This window comes from Mesorhizobium yinganensis (assembly GCF_040081985.1).
GTDB lineage: Bacteria > Pseudomonadota > Alphaproteobacteria > Rhizobiales > Rhizobiaceae > Kumtagia > Kumtagia yinganensis.
Genome location: NZ_JBEBMH010000022.1, coordinates 25,824 through 41,502, shown reverse-complemented (window position 1 = coordinate 41,502; position 15,679 = coordinate 25,824). Strand labels below are relative to the sequence as shown.

Sequence of the window (15,679 nt, the reverse complement as noted above, 5' to 3'; positions counted from 1 at the left end):
GAGGCCCCCTAGGCACCGCAACGCAAAGAAACGCACGGGTGTGGCGATGGTTCCGGTTAAAGCTTCTTGCTCCGGGACAAAAATCGCTCCGCATAGGCAGAACCATCGATGAATTTGAACGTTTGATGCCGGACCACCTCGGTGGTATCTCAACGCCCTGCCGCGCCAAACCGAGAGACCCATGGGAAGCCGAGGAAATCACCGCGACCGGAAACGTGGCTTTGATAGCAATGCCGAGCCGTCGTTTCCCGACTCGGCTGCAGAGCCTAGTTACTTCCAGCGGCCTGCGCGCCCCAACCCTGCGCCTGCAGTTGACGCTGAGGTTCTGTGGTTCAATCCGGACAAAGGGTTTGGATTCGTCAGGACCGTCGACGGTTCCGAGGCGTTTCTTCACATCCGGTCGCTCGAAAGCGCAGGTCACCCTAGCACTACACAGGGCACCCGGTTGAAAGTCATTCTCGAAGACTCACCCAAGGGCAAACAGGTTTGCCAAGTGCTTGAAGTGGCCGCAGCGGTCGATCCACCGCCACGGCGACCGTCAACTCGCTCCGTTGCTAATCTTCCGACCCAACCGACCTCTGCCGACCAGACAGGCGAAGGCACAGTCAAGTGGTACAATCCGGACAAAGGATTTGGATTCATCAGTCTAGGCGAAGATAAGGCTGATGTCTTTGTCCATGCCAGCGCCTTGACTCGCGCGGGGATGAGTCCACTTACCGACGGCCAGCGAGTGAACATCAGCTACGGCCAAGGCAGCAAGGGTCTGGAGACCCGAACCATTCGACCGGCCTGACGCGGGCGAACGCACAAGGGTTGCGCGTGCATCACAGGGATGACTACTCGTCGCCCACCATGCTGGCGACCGCCGCACCCAGCGCATCTTCCTATGGCAGTGTCGGATCCCGTTCAAATCCATGTCGGATACGTTCGGCAAGGTCGTCGGGCAGTTTGGCACCGGCAGCATGATCGCGGGCAGACTGTTCGAGGTCGGCAACATGCAAGCTAAGATGACGCAGCCCTAGCAGCTGACGCGCGTGCGCTTCGATGATCTCCGGCGACGGAACGATTTTATGAACGCCGTTTTTGATCAGGCCCTGTTCGATCCAAGCGATAAACTGGTCGGAGGGCATGGCGTTCAACTCGACGCGCGAGCCACCGGCGATGAATCCTAACTCGTCATTGCTTGCGCCGTGCGCTTTCAGACCTTCGAGCACGCGACGGTGTTCGCCCTGAATTTCCTGGCGCTCCGCCTGCAGATTCATTGCATCAGCCTGTTCAAAGGTCAGCCCAAGGCGGTGGATGTCGGGCTTGTTTTGGAACTGGTATCGGCTGCTGTCAGCGCCGAGCGTTCCAAAAATGCGGATTCCCGCGACGTCTAGGTCGTGAGCCACGAGGATTATTATGCCCTTCGCCGACAGCCTGTCGACCAGCGCCCGTGCCGCGACGACCGACATTCCCTTGGTGGACATGATGGCGATGTCGAACCGCTCGGCGATACGTGCGGCGCGCAACAGTGGCTCAAACCCCTCCTTCTCGATGAACAGGACCGCACCATAGCGGTCGCCGGGGCCAGTAGTGGGATGGAGCCCTGCGGCCGTCGAGAGCAGCGAACCATTGCTCGTCCGCGGCCGGCGTTGCAGATACTCGCGGACATGGAGGGTGCCGAGCGGCAGACTGTGACCGGTATGCGGCTCGATCAGGTGACCGCGGGCATCGTAAACCACATCCCAATTCTCCGTCAGATCGGGATGCTCGTCCATGAAGGTGGGGAGGAGCGCCTGGGTGAAGTAGGCGTCGTTGAGCTTGTTTAGTCCAGTTTGTTCGAGAATGAACGGCCGCGCGGCATACATGATCTGTCGGGCGTTGGCAGGTAGTTTGCCGCCGGCGCTGGCCTTGAGATACGCTTCCTCCATGACGGCAAAGGCCGCGTCCTTGATCGATACTCCTTTGCTGATCGGTCAATGCGCGCGTCGCAAAGCGGGACCGACGGTGTTGCCGATTGTCCCTCCAAACGGCGTCAGGTCCGGCGTCTTCCCGTCGCTGACCAGCGCGATGGCCGGCGTGGTGATGGCGATCGTCACCTGGTAGGCGCCTTTGGCGACCTGACCAAGGCCGCAGTAAAGCCCACCAGCTCTCAGGTAAGCATCGCCGCCTGGATAGAGGGATATCTCAGCCACTACCGGCGTTCGGTTTACAATCAGCTGGATTGTTGTGCGTCCACGCTGGCCGCTTTCAACCGCCCATACCTGCACAATCGCCGGGACTGTTGCGCCGGCAACGATACCCTGGGCAGCATTGCTTCCAATTGCGCCCGCGGTACCAGCCTTGGCCTCAGGGTTTAGAAGTTCATAAACTGCCTTGCGCCTGGCCGTACTCTTGGCCCTGTCGATGGGCGACAGTTCGGCCCGGCACAGATTCTCGTCGATCATCGCCAACTCAGCGTGGAGATCATCGTCATCGGCCTGCACGGCGAGGATTTCCGTCTCGCCGAGACCGGCGTCTACGCAACGGCCCACGAGATCGCCGTCGCCGAGAAGATCAACCGCTCCTACATCAGCCGCCTGCTGCGGCTCACGCTTCTCGCACCCGATATCGTCGAGGCAGTGCTCGATGGGCGGGCGCCGACAATCATCGCCGTGGATATCTCGCTCAAGAGCCTGCCCGATGAATGGGATGCTCAAAGGCGAATGCTGGCGATATGCAACTACGTCGGGGCAGCATAACTGAAGCATCCAACGAATATCGAATAACCGCCGGGCAGGATCGTGCGGCGAGGCTCATTGCGAGATCGGCTCCTGGGCGGTGCCCGCGGCGCCCGGAGTTCTCAGGTCGCTGAGATCGCTCTGATCCAAAGGCACGACGACGACCTTGTAGCGGGAGCGCATCTCTTCGAGTGCGCTACGCTTCACCTCCTGGTAGCGGGCGTCGAGCCACGCCGCCTTCACATCGGGCTTCAAGCCAAGCAAAACTGGGAAAATCCATCACGTTCTAGTTGTTGCGGAGGGGCACGAAAAAGGGCAATCATCATCTTCGTGATATCGGTGCCGAAAGGCGGCACGGGTCTGCATACCGATCGTGGTTCCAAAAAAACACAAACATGGCATTGGCCGGTATCCGCGGAGAGAGCCAAATGTCTATAAGACGGAAAAGCTACCTTTCGGCAGGCGTTTTCTCCTTGATCACGCTGGCCGGATGCCAGGGCTCCCCCGGTACGAATGCTTCGGTAGCCACTGGGCAAGTGGTGTCGGCAGGTCAGATGTCCGACTTCTGCCGCGCCCAGTTTGCCAGTAAAACAGGAGTGAGCCTGGGAGAAATCTCAGCCGACAATCCCGTCGCGGGGGCGAACGGAACCACGATTCGCGGCACATGGACTTTGCCGAACGACGACGACACGGCGGGAACTTTCCTGTGTCGCTTCGGACCCACAGGCGCGTTTCAGGGCGTAAACCAGATCTGACACAGCGCCCACTTGGGCCTTTAGCTGCCGGCGTCCCGCACCGCCCGGTCAAAACTAGAAGCGGATGGTCATCCCCATTATTGGACCTTGCTGCACTGCATCAAACAGAAACCCGTCGTCGTCGCTGTAGTCCACGCCTAATGCCCTGTAGCCGAGCGTTGCCGAAAAACGGTCGTTGATCCGGTAGCCCAGTCCGCCGGCGACGTCCCAGTCGATGTCGGCGCCGCCGGCGCCGACCAGAGCCCAGCCTGTGAAATAGAATTGCGGCGTGAACGAGTAGTTGCCCCGGACACCGACGAGACCGTCGACCCAGGTCGCGCCGTCGCTAAAGGATCGGCCGTTCAAAAGGCCGCCGTTGAAGGAAAGATTCGTATCCACCGACCAGACTCGGATGCCGCCCACGACATCCAGGCGCCCGGAAGGGCCTTCGAGTAGCGAGTAGCCAGCCCCTACCAATCCGGCAAACGTCTCCGACGCTACGTCGACGTTCGAGGCGAGTATGCCTCGCGGCGTGTCGGCGCCCGCCGAGAGCCTTGTGTAGATAATATCTCCGAAGATGCTGTAGCGACCGTATCGTGCATCGGCGATCGCCATCGCCGCGAAATCCAGATTGTTCAGGATGTCGCCAAAATCCGCGTCGATGTGGATGACCGGAAGTCCAAATTGTCTCGTGTCGCCTGAAAGGCCAGCCGCCCAGAAATAGGGAGTGACGGAGAAGGTCCAATCCTCGGTAGCGATGGGCTGTGCATCGGGCGCAGTCGCCGAGATGACATCGGCGGCGCGAACCGGGAGTGCGAATGAGGTGCTGACAAGTAGGCAGAGTAACATGATTTTCATTGGGGATCGTTTTTGCAACTGTCCCTCCGCAGGACCATGACAAGTCATTCGCCCGAAACGACACAGACTACCTCAGGTTTGACCGACCGACATTGGCCATATGGGCCGGTTGTTGCCTCGAAGGCTGATTATGCCCGGGTGTGACCGGATCGATACACATTCTTCGATCTTCTATGCCTCCGACATAGCCCAGCCGACGGCGGACAGCAGAAGCTTGGCTTCGAACGGCTTGTGAAGATATGCTAGGCAACCGGCTTCACGGGCTTCTGCTTCGACGGCATCGTCATCGATGGCAGTGATAAAGATGACAGGCAAGCCTGAACCGGCGCTCCACCATCGCCGCCCTAACTGAATTCCGGACATCTGACGGAGATGGGTATCGAGCACAAGCAGCCGATTGTGGTTGTGACGGCTTCCTTCAGAAATGTCTCTGCCGATGCGTATCCTTGGGTCTGATAACCGTGCGCGCTCAGCAGCCGTTCGATGCAATCGGCTGGGCTCGATATTGACCTTTAGGGAACAGAGAATTTCCAGTTTGACTTTTGCTCGCTCTCATTGTTCCATTCCCTTTGTAGTTGCAGATAACTACGACAGCTTGCGGAGTTCGACTCCGCTCGCGGTGTATCGAAAGTACACCGGCTAAAATTGAACTAAATCGTGCCGTTTCCCCAAAGGACAATATGAAGATCGCTTCGATGGTCTACCGTTACGTCAAACGGAAGTAGGGGCGGGGAGCACGCACGCAGATATCGGGGAACAGCGGGAGGCAGGCATTTTCATCGGCAATCGGAGGAGAAGGAAATGAGTCGTAAAGTCCTCAGTTACGCAATCGGGGCAATGGCTGCTGCGACTATGCTCTGCAGTGCCTATACGCCGGCACAGGCCCAGGAAGCGCAAAGGCCCAACATCCTGTTCATCATGGGTGACGATATCGGCTGGATGCAGCCCAGCATCTATCATCAGGGTCTGATGGTGGGCGAAACACCCAACATCGATCGCATCGGCAAAGAGGGTGCGAAATTCATGACCTACTACGCCGAGCAGAGTTGCACGGCGGGGCGGACCGCGTTCATCACCGGCATGCAGCCGGTGCGTGTCGGCATGGTCCTGCCGGAAATTCCCGGAAGCCCGTCCTACCTCCGGGCCGGCACCCCCCACCTCGCCAGATTCCTGAATGATCTCGGCTACTCGACAGGTGAGTTCGGCAAGAACCACCTCGGAGATACCACCGAATCCCTGCCGACGGCGCACGGGTTCCAGGAATTCTGGGGCTATCTCTATCACCTCGACGCCATGCAGGGGGTGAGCTTCCCCGACATCAACAAGACCCCGACCGAGCAGGGGATCGCGCCGCCTTGCAGAAACACGCCGATCCCCGGCCTGACGGAAGACCCGGCGGCCGTGGACCCGAAGACCACGACCTGCCTGACGCCGCCGCGTCCGATGCTCGCCTGTACGTCCTCCGACGGGTCGCCGGCCAACCAGACATGCAAGGACGAGGGGCCGCTGACGCTGGAGCGCTCCAAGACGATCGACGAGGAGATTTCCGGCAAGGTCATCGACTTCCTCGACCGCAACGACCCGGAAAAGACCAAGAAGCCGTTCTTCGTCTGGTACAACCCGGCCCGCATGCACATCACCACCGTGCTGCCCGACAAATATCTGAACATGATCGGCGAGCCCGGCGGCAAGGACTGGGGCATGAACGAAGCCGGCATGAAGCAGATGGACGACAACATCGGCTACGTCTTGAAGAAACTGGAGGAAATGGGCGAACTCGACAACACCATCGTCGTCTTCACCACCGACAATGGCGCCGAGACGATCACCTTCCCCGACGGAGGCGTGACGCCGTTCAAGGGCGGCAAGCTCAGCACGTGGGAAGGCGGCATGCGTGCTCCGCTTGTGGTTCGCTGGCCGGGGCACATCGAGCCCGGCACGGTCAAGAACGACATCTTCGCCTCGCTCGACTGGGTGCCAACGCTCGTGAACATCGCCGGCGGCCCGAAGGGCGACGAACTGAAGAAAAAGATCGAGGCGGGCCAATATCCCGGGATCGTCAAGACCACGCTCGACGGAATCGATCAGCGTGACTTCCTGGAAGGCAAGGCGCCATCCGCGCGCGACTCTTTCCTGTATTATTCCGGCAAGGAGCCCTCGGCGGTCCGCTACAAGAACTGGAAGATGTACTTCGCCATGGTATCCGACGATCCGGCTGGCTTCATAAACGGGGTGATGCCGTACTCGTGGACGCAAGTCGTCAACATCAAGCGCGATCCGTTCGAGACCTCGGTCGGACAGCAGATCAAGACGCTGTTCGGTATGGGCGGCGCCATCGCGTCTCCGTCCACCGCCTACGTCTATGACTGGAACATCCTGCCGATCGGCCAGCAGTTGTGGCTGAAGCATCTCGAGACCTACATTCCCTTCCCGCCGCTTCAGGATCCTGCAAGCTACAATCTGGAGCAGGTAATGCAGCAGGTCAAAGATATGAAGGCAGGTCACGACTGAGGCACCACGAGCAACGCTTTAAATACCGCGATGGACGGGCACCCAAACAGGTGCCCGCTCTTCGAAGCGGGCCTGTCGAAAGCATTCCTCTGCACTAGGTGCCTGGTTGAGCCAACATGTCATAGGGGCTTCAGATGATTAGATCGATGAAACTTTGGCTTGCGCTTGCAGCAACCATCGCCGCCGGGCTGACAAGCGCTTCGGACGCGCAAGAGGCGACCCATTTCAACGCAAAAGGGAAAATGCCTTCGCAATTTACAATCGAGGCGCAACAAGAGCAGCGGCGAGTCTTGCCTTTATCTGACAAGCAAGACTTCGAGGAGGCCAAGCGGGGCTTTATCGCTGCGCCATCTTTCCGCAAGATCATGAACGACAAGGGCGACGTCGCCTGGGATATTGACAAGTGGGCCTTCCTCCTGAGCGGAAAGGACTACGACAGCATCCATCCGTCGCTTGAGCGTCAAGCCGTGCTCAACATGGAGTATGGATTATTCGAGGTTGTTCCCGGTATCTACCAGGTCCGCGGTTTTGATCTGGCGAATATCTCCTTCATCAAGGGCAACACCGGTTGGATCGTGATCGACCCCTTGACTGTCAAGGAGACTGCCCGCGCCGCACTCAAATTTGTGAACGACAAGCTCGGTGAAAGACCTGTGGTGGCTGTGATTATCTCACACTCGCATGCCGATCATTTTGGCGGAATACGAGGGGTCGTGGATGACGCTGCGCTTGCAGCGGGCAAGGTAGAGATTATTGCTCCGTCCGGGTTCATGAACGAGGCCATCGCCGAAAATCTCTACGCCGGCAACGTAATGACCCGTCGCAAGACCTATACTTACGGCGACCTTATTCCGACGAACCCCTATGGCCAGGTCGATGCATCGATTGGAAAATCGGCCGCCAGCGGCGATGTCGGCATTCTGCCTCCGACCAGAAGCATCGAACAGCCAATTGAGGAACTGACCATCGACGGGGTGCGAATGGTCTTCCAGAACACGCCAGGCACCGAGGCTCCTGCGGAGATGAACACCTGGTTTCCGGACCTCAAGGCATTCTGGGCCGCTGAGAATATCGTCGCCGGCCAGCACAACATTCTCACGCTGCGAGGCGCACCGGTGCGTGATGCATTGGCGTGGTCGCAATACATCAACGAGGCGCTCTACCGTTTTGGCGACCAGGCAGATGTGATGTTCGCATCGCACAGTTGGCCACGTTGGGGGAAAGAGCGGATCACAGAGGTGATGCGCGGACAACGAGACATGTATGCGAACTTGAACAACCAGGTCCTCCATTTGGCCAACACCGGCGTGACGATCAACCAGATTCATAACGTCTACGCGCCGCCCAAAAGTCTGCAGGCTCTTTGGTACACCCGCGCCTATCATGGGTCCTACCTGCACAACAGCAGAGCCGTGATCCAGCGCTACCTCGGGTTCTGGGACCTCAACCCTGCAACCCTTGTCCCACTTTCGCCCGAAGATTCGGCACCGCTGTACATTGAGATGATGGGTGGCGGCGCGAAGGTGATGGCGAAGGCAAGTGAACTCTACAATCAGGGGAAATACCGCCTCGCCACCGAAATACTCAATAAGTTGGTTTACGCCGAACCAGAGAACCAGGACGCGAAAGACCTGCTCGCCGACACCTACGAGCAGATGGGCTACCAGTTTGAAAGTCCGAGCCTCCGTAACAGCTTCCTGGCCGGCGCCAAGGAACTGCGGGACGGTATAGTGGCCGTAAAGGCGCCGAAAGCCGGAAGCCCCGACTTCGTGCGCGGCACGAGTACGCTGCTATTCCTCAATTATCTCGGCATCCAGATGGACAGCCGTAAGGCCGAGGGGATGAAGTTCAAGATCAACATCTTGACGCCAGACAATGGCGAGAAATTTGTGGTTGAGATGAGCAATGCCACGCTGACGACAGTCTCAGGCTTCCAGGTCAACGATGCAGACCTGACAATTACGATCGATCGCCGCGAACTGGAAGATGTGATGATCGGTAAGGCCAAGCTGGCGGAAAAGGTTGCCGCTGGGAAAGCCAAAATGGACGGCAATCTGCAAGTGATGGCGCAGCTTGCCTCGACAATGGCCAAGTTTGACAACTGGTTTGAGGTTTTGCCTGGCACCAAGAAGGCGGTCGCGCCATCACAGAATCCAGAAGTATTCCTGGATGACGCGACATATTACGAGGGACAATAGACGCTTCCCGTAATTTGAGCGCAATCATAGAAAAGTCCGAATGGCCAAGAGACCGCTATGAGTGATCAACACATATTCTGGTTCAGCCGCCGATCATTGCATGCCGCAATAGCGGTTCCGGCCGTAATGGCCTTCACTGTTCTTTTGTCGCAGGCGCAGGAAAACCCGCTGCCCTCCTGGAATGACACGGCGACGAAAAACGCGATCGTCGAGTTTGTGGCGGACACGACGAAAGAGGGCAGCGCGACCTTTGTCCCGCCCGCTGAGCGCATCGCAACCTTCGACCAGGACGGGACGCTCTGGGTAGAGCATCCAATGTATAGCCAGGTCATTTATTGTCTGGACCGTGTTCCGTCCTTGGTCGCGGAAAAGCCCGAACTAAAGGACGTCGAGCCTTTCAAGACGGTCCTGACCGGCGACAGGGCAGCGATCGCCAAGCTGCCTATGGAGGAACTCGAAAAGCTGCTCGCCGCTACCCTCTCCGGTATGACCGTCGAGCAGTTTCAAGCCGAGGTTCAGAAGTGGATTGCATCGTCAAAGGACCCTCGCTGGAAGCGACCTTACACCGATCTGACCTATAAACCGATGAACGAACTTCTAGGCTATCTGCGCGATAATGGATTCAAGACCTATATCGTGACCGGCGGCGGCCAGGATTTCGTCCGCGTCTACTCGGAGACGGCCTACGGAATTCCGCCGGAGCAAGTGGTAGGAACGGCCGGCGGAACAAACTACACCTACGGCAAGGACGGCAAGCCGATCCTTACGAAGGAGCCTAAGCTGCTTCTCAACGACAACAACGCCGGCAAACCCGAAGGAATCCATTTGATGATCGGGCGTCGACCTATTATCGCAGTCGGGAACTCGACCGGCGACAGGCAGATGCTTGAATACACTGAGGCAGGCGACGGCCCTCGGCTCGCAATGCTGGTCCTGCACGACGATTCCGAGCGCGAATACGCCTATGGGCCCGCCCAAGGGCTGCCTGACACCAGGGTCGGTGCATTCACGCAGGAACTCTACGACGAAGCCATGAAGGATGGCTGGGTCGTGATCAGCATGAAGAAGGATTGGGGCAAGATCTTCGCAATAGGGCAGTAGCCGGATAGGCTTTGCGATCGGCGGTCCTCGTTGAAGGACAACGGGTCGCGCAGTGACGGGCAACGCGACTAATACTGTTAGCCGTCTTAGAGTCTGACTCAAAAAGGTGTCAAGGATTGCAATGCCTTGCGAGCCTTCGTGTGAGGAGGCGGATATGGGCGACGAGGAGCCAAGCCTCGGCGGATTCGATGGTCTTCTCGAAGTCCTTGGCCTGCCGAAGGACACAGGCGAGCGAGCGGTCGTGTCGAACAACCTCCTCGATCGCGCCTTCGAGGCATCGGCCCCGAACCAGAAATGGATCGCTGACTTCACCTACATCTGGACCGCCGAAGGATGGCTGTACGTTGCGGCCGTCGTCGACCTGTTCTCACGGCGCGTCGTCGGCTGGTCGATGAAGACAGAGATGACAGCCCAACTCGTCACCGACGCTCTCATCATGGCGATCTGGAGGAGAGGCAAGCCCGACAGCCTGCTGCACCACTCCGACCAGGGCAGCCAATACACTAGCGACCAGTTCCAGCGCCTGATGTCCGATCACGGCATCACCTGCTCGATGAGCCGGTCGGGCAACGTCTGGGACAATGCTGCGATGGAGAGCTTCTTCCCGTCGGTCAAGACCGAGCGGACAGCCCGTAAGGGCTACAGGACGAGGGACGACGCCAGGGCGGATGTGTTCGATTACATCGAGCGCTTCTACAATCCTCGGCGAAGGCACTCGACATTAGGCTATCTGAGCCCCATCGAGTTCGAGGAACAAGTTATGTTAGCTTATCTCGGTGTCCCAAAAACCCGCAGCAGGCCAGTAGCCCTCCATTTGCAGCCTAAACTTACGGCTCACGATCGCCGTCATACCTTCTCCTCTTCTCACTCAAGCATCCAAACGCTGTCGTTCAAGGCCACGGCTCACTTCCCCATCCCCGTCGACCGTCGAACCGAAACGGTCGAGCCCGGCGAAGGGCATTCATGATGGCGTCAAAAGTGATCGGCTGCTGGGCGCCGTACAGGCGAAGCAGTGCGGGCATGGATTTCGACGGCGCAGGCGTATGAGGCCCATGATGAAAGGATGGCGCGCTTTTCAGTCAGCTCGAGAGTGGCGTCTCCAACGACATCGTCAGGGTGTTTGTAGTGCCGTGCAGGCGATAACAGCCGGTCGAGCGCGGGATCATTTGATTCCGGTGCGAGTGAAGGGATGATTGTCGAAAAGTCTGTTCGCGACATCGTTACCTCCAGTCGAATTCTGCCGTTTCGAAGCTCCAATTACTCTCGTGCGAACGCGCACGGATTATCACGCATTTTGTTCGATCGCTTGGGAACTTTCAAGCCTCTTGCGTGATGGAGATCGGCGTTTGGTCCCAACGTTTTCAGAACGCTAGCGCTCTTATCGAGCGAGTGCTAAAAAATTTTGTTGCAGCTCTTGAAACCCCAAAATCGCAAAACTAGCTCGATATTCGCGCGATGCCTGAGAGGGGTCGGCGCACCCCGCACCGAACCGATATTGCCGGTCGGGTGCGGAGGAACCTCAAAATCTATTTTTCCATGAGGAGAACGACATGGCGTTCCGTCCATTGCATGACCGTATCCTGGTCCGCCGCATCGACGCCGACGAAAAGACGGCCGGCGGCATTATCATTCCCGACACCGCCAAGGAAAAGCCGCAGGAAGGCGAAGTCATCGCCGTCGGGCCCGGCGCACGCAACGAAGCCGGCCAGCTTCAGCCGCTTGACGTCAAGGCGGGCGACCGCATCCTGTTCGGCAAATGGTCCGGCACGGAGATCAAGCTCGACGGCGAGGACCTCATCATCATGAAGGAAAGCGACGTGATGGGCGTGATCGAGCAGACCGCCACGCTGAAGAAGGCCGCTTGACGGCTTTTTCGAACGTCAACCAGTCAATGAAAGCTGCCTAGATTTGAAGGAGTGATCCAATGGCTGCCAAAGAAGTAAAATTCCATACCGAAGCCCGCGAGAAGATGCTACGCGGCGTCGACATCCTCGCCAACGCGGTGAAGGTGACGCTCGGTCCCAAAGGCCGCAATGTCGTCATCGACAAGTCGTTCGGCGCGCCACGCATCACCAAGGATGGCGTCACGGTCGCCAAGGAAATCGAGCTCGAGGACAAGTTCGAGAATATGGGCGCCCAGATGGTGCGCGAGGTCGCCTCGAAGACCAACGACCTCGCCGGCGACGGCACGACGACCGCGACTGTTCTTGCCCAGGCGATCGTACGCGAAGGCGCCAAGGCCGTGGCCTCCGGGATGAACCCGATGGACCTGAAGCGCGGTATCGACAAGGCGGTCGATGCGATCATCGCCGAGCTGAAGGCCAATGCGCGCAAGGTGACGAAGAACGACGAGATCGCCCAGGTCGGCACCATCTCGGCCAATGGCGACGCCGAGATCGGCCGGTTCCTGGCCGAGGCCATGGAAAAGGTCGGCAACGAGGGTGTCATCACCGTCGAGGAAGCCAAGACCGCCGAGACGGAACTTGAGGTGGTCGAGGGCATGCAGTTCGACCGCGGCTATCTCAGCCCGTACTTCATCACCAACCAGGACAAGATGCGCGTCGAGCTCGAAGAGCCCTATGTGCTGATCCACGAGAAGAAGCTGTCCAACCTGCAGGCGATGCTGCCGGTGCTGGAAGCGGTGGTTCAGTCGGGCAAGCCGCTGCTGATCATCGCCGAGGATGTCGAGGGCGAGGCGCTTGCCACGCTGGTCGTCAACAGGCTCCGTGGCGGGCTCAAGGTCGCAGCCGTCAAGGCGCCGGGCTTTGGCGATCGCCGCAAGGCCATGCTGGAGGACATCGCCATCCTCACCGGCGGCACGGCGATCTCGGAAGATCTCGGCATCAAGCTGGAGAACGTGACGCTGCAGATGCTCGGCCGCGCGAAGAAGGTGGTGATCGAGAAGGAGAACACCACCATCGTCGACGGTGTCGGCAAGAAGGAGGAGATCCAGGGCCGCGTCGCCCAGATCAAGGCCCAGATCGAGGAGACCACCTCCGACTACGACCGCGAGAAGCTGCAGGAACGGCTGGCCAAGCTCGCAGGCGGCGTTGCCGTCATCCGTGTTGGCGGCTCGACCGAGGTCGAGGTTAAGGAGCGCAAGGATCGCGTCGATGACGCGCTGCATGCAACGCGCGCTGCGGTCGAGGAAGGGGTTCTGCCGGGCGGCGGCGTCGCACTGCTGAGGGCCGCAAAGGCGCTTGATGCGGTGCAGGTCGATAATCCCGACCAGAAGACCGGCGTCGAGATCGTGCGCCGCGCCATCGAAACCCCGGTTCGCCAGATCGCCGAGAATGCCGGCGCCGAGGGCTCGATCATCGTCGGGAAGCTGCGCGAGAAAAGCGAGTTCGGCTGGGGCTGGAACGCCCAGACCAATGAGTTCGGCGATCTTTACAGCCAAGGTGTCATCGACCCGGCCAAGGTCGTGCGCACCGCCCTCCAGGACGCCGCCTCCGTTGCCGGCCTGCTCGTCACCACCGAAGCGATGGTGGCCGAGAAGCCAAAGAAGGAAGCGCCGGTACCTGCAATGCCGGGCGGTGGCGGAATGGACTTCTGATCATCGACTAGCTTGCCCGCCCCTCGGCCGTGAGGGGCGGGCATCTCAAGAGATAGGAGGAAGCCGATGAACGCATCACACGGTTTTGGAACCGTTCCTTCGCCGACACATCCCGCGAAGGACTTCGTTAGGCATGAATCCGAATGCCGCAGCGCATTGAAGCCGCTGATGACTAGCTTGCTCGACATGGCCGAATCCGCGGGTTGGAACCGGCGCACGGGAGCGTCGACCCTGATGTTCTTGGCGGTGCAACAACTGACGACAACAGTTGGCAACTCACGTGATGTCGCATACGAGGCGGAACCGTCGCCATGGTGATGGGATGTCGGATCGGAAAACAAGCATCGGGGACTTTTTGTCCTTATCCGGATCGGCAGCTTTCGGGGCATCGAGCCAGACTCGGGAACGACCGAAAGGAGGTGCGAAGCAGACGTAAGGCGGGTGGAATCTACACTACCTCCTGTCAGCGCATGGAACTGATGCCGCAGTTCTCACAAACGAGTCCTGAGGTTTCGATTTCTGACACTTTCGCCACTCCGGAGGATACCCAAACCGGCGGTACTCACGATAGTCACTAAGGCCTTGAATTTCCTGCATCGGGAACCTGGGTACTAAAATTGCCAAGTCCCCAGCTTCGGAGAATTTCCGCGAAGACAGAGCAAAGTCCGCGGTTGCGCCCTGCTCGTCTGGTTCACAGCTTTCTTCGAAAAAGCCGGAATTCTGCGCCGTTTCAGGCGCTCCCATTCGGCGCGGAGAATGTTGTCTTTGAGTCGACTGGCGGAGTGAGTGGGATTCGAACTGCTGGTCACGCATTGAACAAAGGACGTGTTCGTTCATGGGGGATATACAACCTGTGCTTGAATTTTGAGCTGGTTAATGCTATAGTGACTTCACGCTGGCTTTGAGCCACGTGCCACCTCGGGCGCCCTTTGGCGCTCGTTTTGATTCCAGCCATCACCCTTCAGGAACCATCCAATGAGACGACGACCCGCCAAGATATTGCGGCCTGGCGAGCTGCGAACACTACTCAAAGCCGCCGGCCGTGCACGGCACCCCGAGCGAAACGTCGTCATCGTGCTGCTGAGCGTTCGCGCTGGTTTGCGCGCCTGCGAAATCGCATCGCTCCAATGGGGCATGGTGCTCACGCCAAAGCGCAAGATCAATCACGTGATTGAATTGCCGGATTGGGCGGCGAAGAAGGGCAGCGGCCGTAGGGTACCGATGCATCGAGACCTGCGGAAGGCATTGGCACGATTAGCCGCCGTTGATGGGCAGGACGGTCCGGTTGTGATGTCAGAGCGCGGTAGGGCCATGACTGCTCGAACCGTGGTCAACTGGTTCTCCCGAATGTACGCACTCTGCGACTTGGATGGCTGCTCGTCTCACTCCGGCCGACGGACCTTCATCACCAATGCCGCTCGGTTGGTGTATTGGGCTGGCGGTTCGCTACGCGACGTTCAGCAGCTTGCCGGTCATCAATCGCTGAAGACAACACAGGCCTACATCGACGGCGATACCGATGCGCAGCGGCGGCTTGTCCGGCTGCTTTAGAACAAATCATGAACACACTTAGTTCGACAGCATCTGACTTCGAACGAGAACCTCTATGGAGACCCCATCATGCCGAAAGACAATGAGCCGTGGGACGAAAAGACGGTCGCCGAAATCAATGAGCTGCTTGATGCCAACACCGCCAAGCTACGGCAACTAAACGATGCGCTACGCATGTATCACCAGGGCGGCATCGTGGTGATAACGCCGGGCATCTCTGGTTTAGGCCCAACGTTTATGAGCCGCATCCTCACCGCAGTGGCCGAGTTCAAGGACTTCACTGAGGATAATGACCCTCATGGCGAGCATGACTGCGCCGTGATGACGGTCGAAGACATCCGGATCATCTGGAAAATTGATTACTACGACAAGCGACGCCGGTACGCTTCGTCGGACCCGACCGACCCAAGTGTCACATCGCGGGTGCTGACCGTCATGCGTGCTGACGAGTATTGAGCTCGGCCATGG

General features: G+C 58.8%; 16 protein-coding genes and 1 pseudogene. 12 read left to right on the top strand and 5 right to left on the bottom strand.

Annotated features, from left to right (window positions below; all coding sequences use genetic code 11):
* Positions 1–181 precede the first annotated feature (181 nt).
* Positions 182–793, top strand: a complete 612-nt coding sequence (locus ABMA59_RS27695) for a cold-shock protein (RefSeq protein WP_349008600.1) — start codon at positions 182–184, stop codon at positions 791–793.
* 91 nt (positions 794–884) lie between these two features.
* Here the strand turns inward: ABMA59_RS27695 and ABMA59_RS27690 are convergent, their stop codons facing one another.
* Together ABMA59_RS27690 and ABMA59_RS27685 are read right to left on the bottom strand one after the other, a co-directional pair.
* Positions 885–1,913: a toprim domain-containing protein gene (locus ABMA59_RS27690; RefSeq protein ID WP_349008599.1), complete on the bottom strand. Its 1,029-nt coding sequence runs from the start codon at positions 1,911–1,913 to the stop codon at positions 885–887.
* A 45-nt stretch (positions 1,914–1,958) separates the two neighbouring features.
* Entirely contained in the window at positions 1,959–2,429 is a 471-nt protein-coding gene (locus ABMA59_RS27685; RefSeq protein WP_349008598.1) for a hypothetical protein, read from the bottom strand.
* 12 nt (positions 2,430–2,441) lie between these two features.
* Here ABMA59_RS27685 and ABMA59_RS27680 point away from each other — a divergent pair, with 12 nt between their 5' ends.
* Entirely contained in the window at positions 2,442–2,723 is a 282-nt protein-coding gene (locus tag ABMA59_RS27680) for a hypothetical protein (RefSeq protein ID WP_349008597.1), read from the top strand.
* 54 nt (positions 2,724–2,777) lie between these two features.
* Here ABMA59_RS27680 and ABMA59_RS27675 read toward each other — a convergent pair whose 3' ends face one another.
* Complete coding sequence (locus tag ABMA59_RS27675; RefSeq protein ID WP_349008596.1) at positions 2,778–2,966, bottom strand: hypothetical protein; 189 nt, start codon at positions 2,964–2,966, stop codon at positions 2,778–2,780.
* Between the two features lie 209 nt (positions 2,967–3,175).
* Here ABMA59_RS27675 and ABMA59_RS27670 point away from each other — a divergent pair, with 209 nt between their 5' ends.
* Complete coding sequence (locus ABMA59_RS27670) at positions 3,176–3,457, top strand: hypothetical protein (RefSeq protein WP_349008595.1); 282 nt, start codon at positions 3,176–3,178, stop codon at positions 3,455–3,457.
* Positions 3,458–3,511: 54 nt separating this feature from the next.
* On the opposite strand, the gene ABMA59_RS27665 is transcribed toward ABMA59_RS27670, so the two are convergent.
* Positions 3,512–4,294 carry a hypothetical protein gene (locus tag ABMA59_RS27665; protein WP_349008594.1) on the bottom strand — a complete coding sequence of 261 codons (783 nt, stop codon included), beginning with the start codon at positions 4,292–4,294 and terminating at the stop codon, positions 3,512–3,514.
* A gap of 171 nt (positions 4,295–4,465) precedes the next feature.
* Complete coding sequence (locus tag ABMA59_RS27660; protein ID WP_349008593.1) at positions 4,466–4,657, bottom strand: response regulator; 192 nt, start codon at positions 4,655–4,657, stop codon at positions 4,466–4,468.
* 474 nt (positions 4,658–5,131) lie between these two features.
* Between ABMA59_RS27660 and ABMA59_RS27655 the strand changes: the two genes are divergently transcribed.
* The 9 genes and pseudogenes from ABMA59_RS27655 (at position 5,132) to ABMA59_RS27615 (ending at position 15,667) form a co-directional block, all read left to right on the top strand.
* Positions 5,132–6,805: an arylsulfatase gene (locus ABMA59_RS27655; RefSeq protein WP_425475995.1), complete on the top strand. Its 1,674-nt coding sequence runs from the start codon at positions 5,132–5,134 to the stop codon at positions 6,803–6,805.
* A gap of 146 nt (positions 6,806–6,951) precedes the next feature.
* Positions 6,952–9,003: an alkyl/aryl-sulfatase gene (locus ABMA59_RS27650; RefSeq protein WP_349008592.1), complete on the top strand. Its 2,052-nt coding sequence runs from the start codon at positions 6,952–6,954 to the stop codon at positions 9,001–9,003.
* A 57-nt stretch (positions 9,004–9,060) separates the two neighbouring features.
* Entirely contained in the window at positions 9,061–10,104 is a 1,044-nt protein-coding gene (locus ABMA59_RS27645; protein WP_425475992.1) for an HAD family hydrolase, read from the top strand.
* A gap of 208 nt (positions 10,105–10,312) precedes the next feature.
* Positions 10,313–10,873, top strand: a pseudogene (locus ABMA59_RS27640) (IS3 family transposase); the annotation flags it as partial.
* Between the two features lie 781 nt (positions 10,874–11,654).
* Positions 11,655–11,969, top strand: a complete 315-nt coding sequence (groES, locus tag ABMA59_RS27635; protein ID WP_349008590.1) for a co-chaperone GroES — start codon at positions 11,655–11,657, stop codon at positions 11,967–11,969.
* A gap of 59 nt (positions 11,970–12,028) precedes the next feature.
* Positions 12,029–13,660, top strand: coding sequence for a chaperonin GroEL (gene groL / locus ABMA59_RS27630; RefSeq protein WP_349008589.1), 1,632 nt, complete (start codon positions 12,029–12,031; stop codon positions 13,658–13,660).
* A 66-nt stretch (positions 13,661–13,726) separates the two neighbouring features.
* A complete protein-coding gene (locus tag ABMA59_RS27625) occupies positions 13,727–13,978 on the top strand; it encodes a hypothetical protein (protein ID WP_349008588.1) in 252 nt (83 codons plus the stop codon).
* Between the two features lie 657 nt (positions 13,979–14,635).
* The gene (locus ABMA59_RS27620) at positions 14,636–15,211 is read left to right on the top strand and encodes a tyrosine-type recombinase/integrase (protein WP_349008587.1); all 576 of its coding nucleotides are present in this window, start codon (positions 14,636–14,638) and stop codon (positions 15,209–15,211) included.
* A gap of 69 nt (positions 15,212–15,280) precedes the next feature.
* Positions 15,281–15,667, top strand: a complete 387-nt coding sequence (locus ABMA59_RS27615; RefSeq protein ID WP_349008586.1) for a DUF3768 domain-containing protein — start codon at positions 15,281–15,283, stop codon at positions 15,665–15,667.
* Positions 15,668–15,679 lie beyond the last annotated feature (12 nt).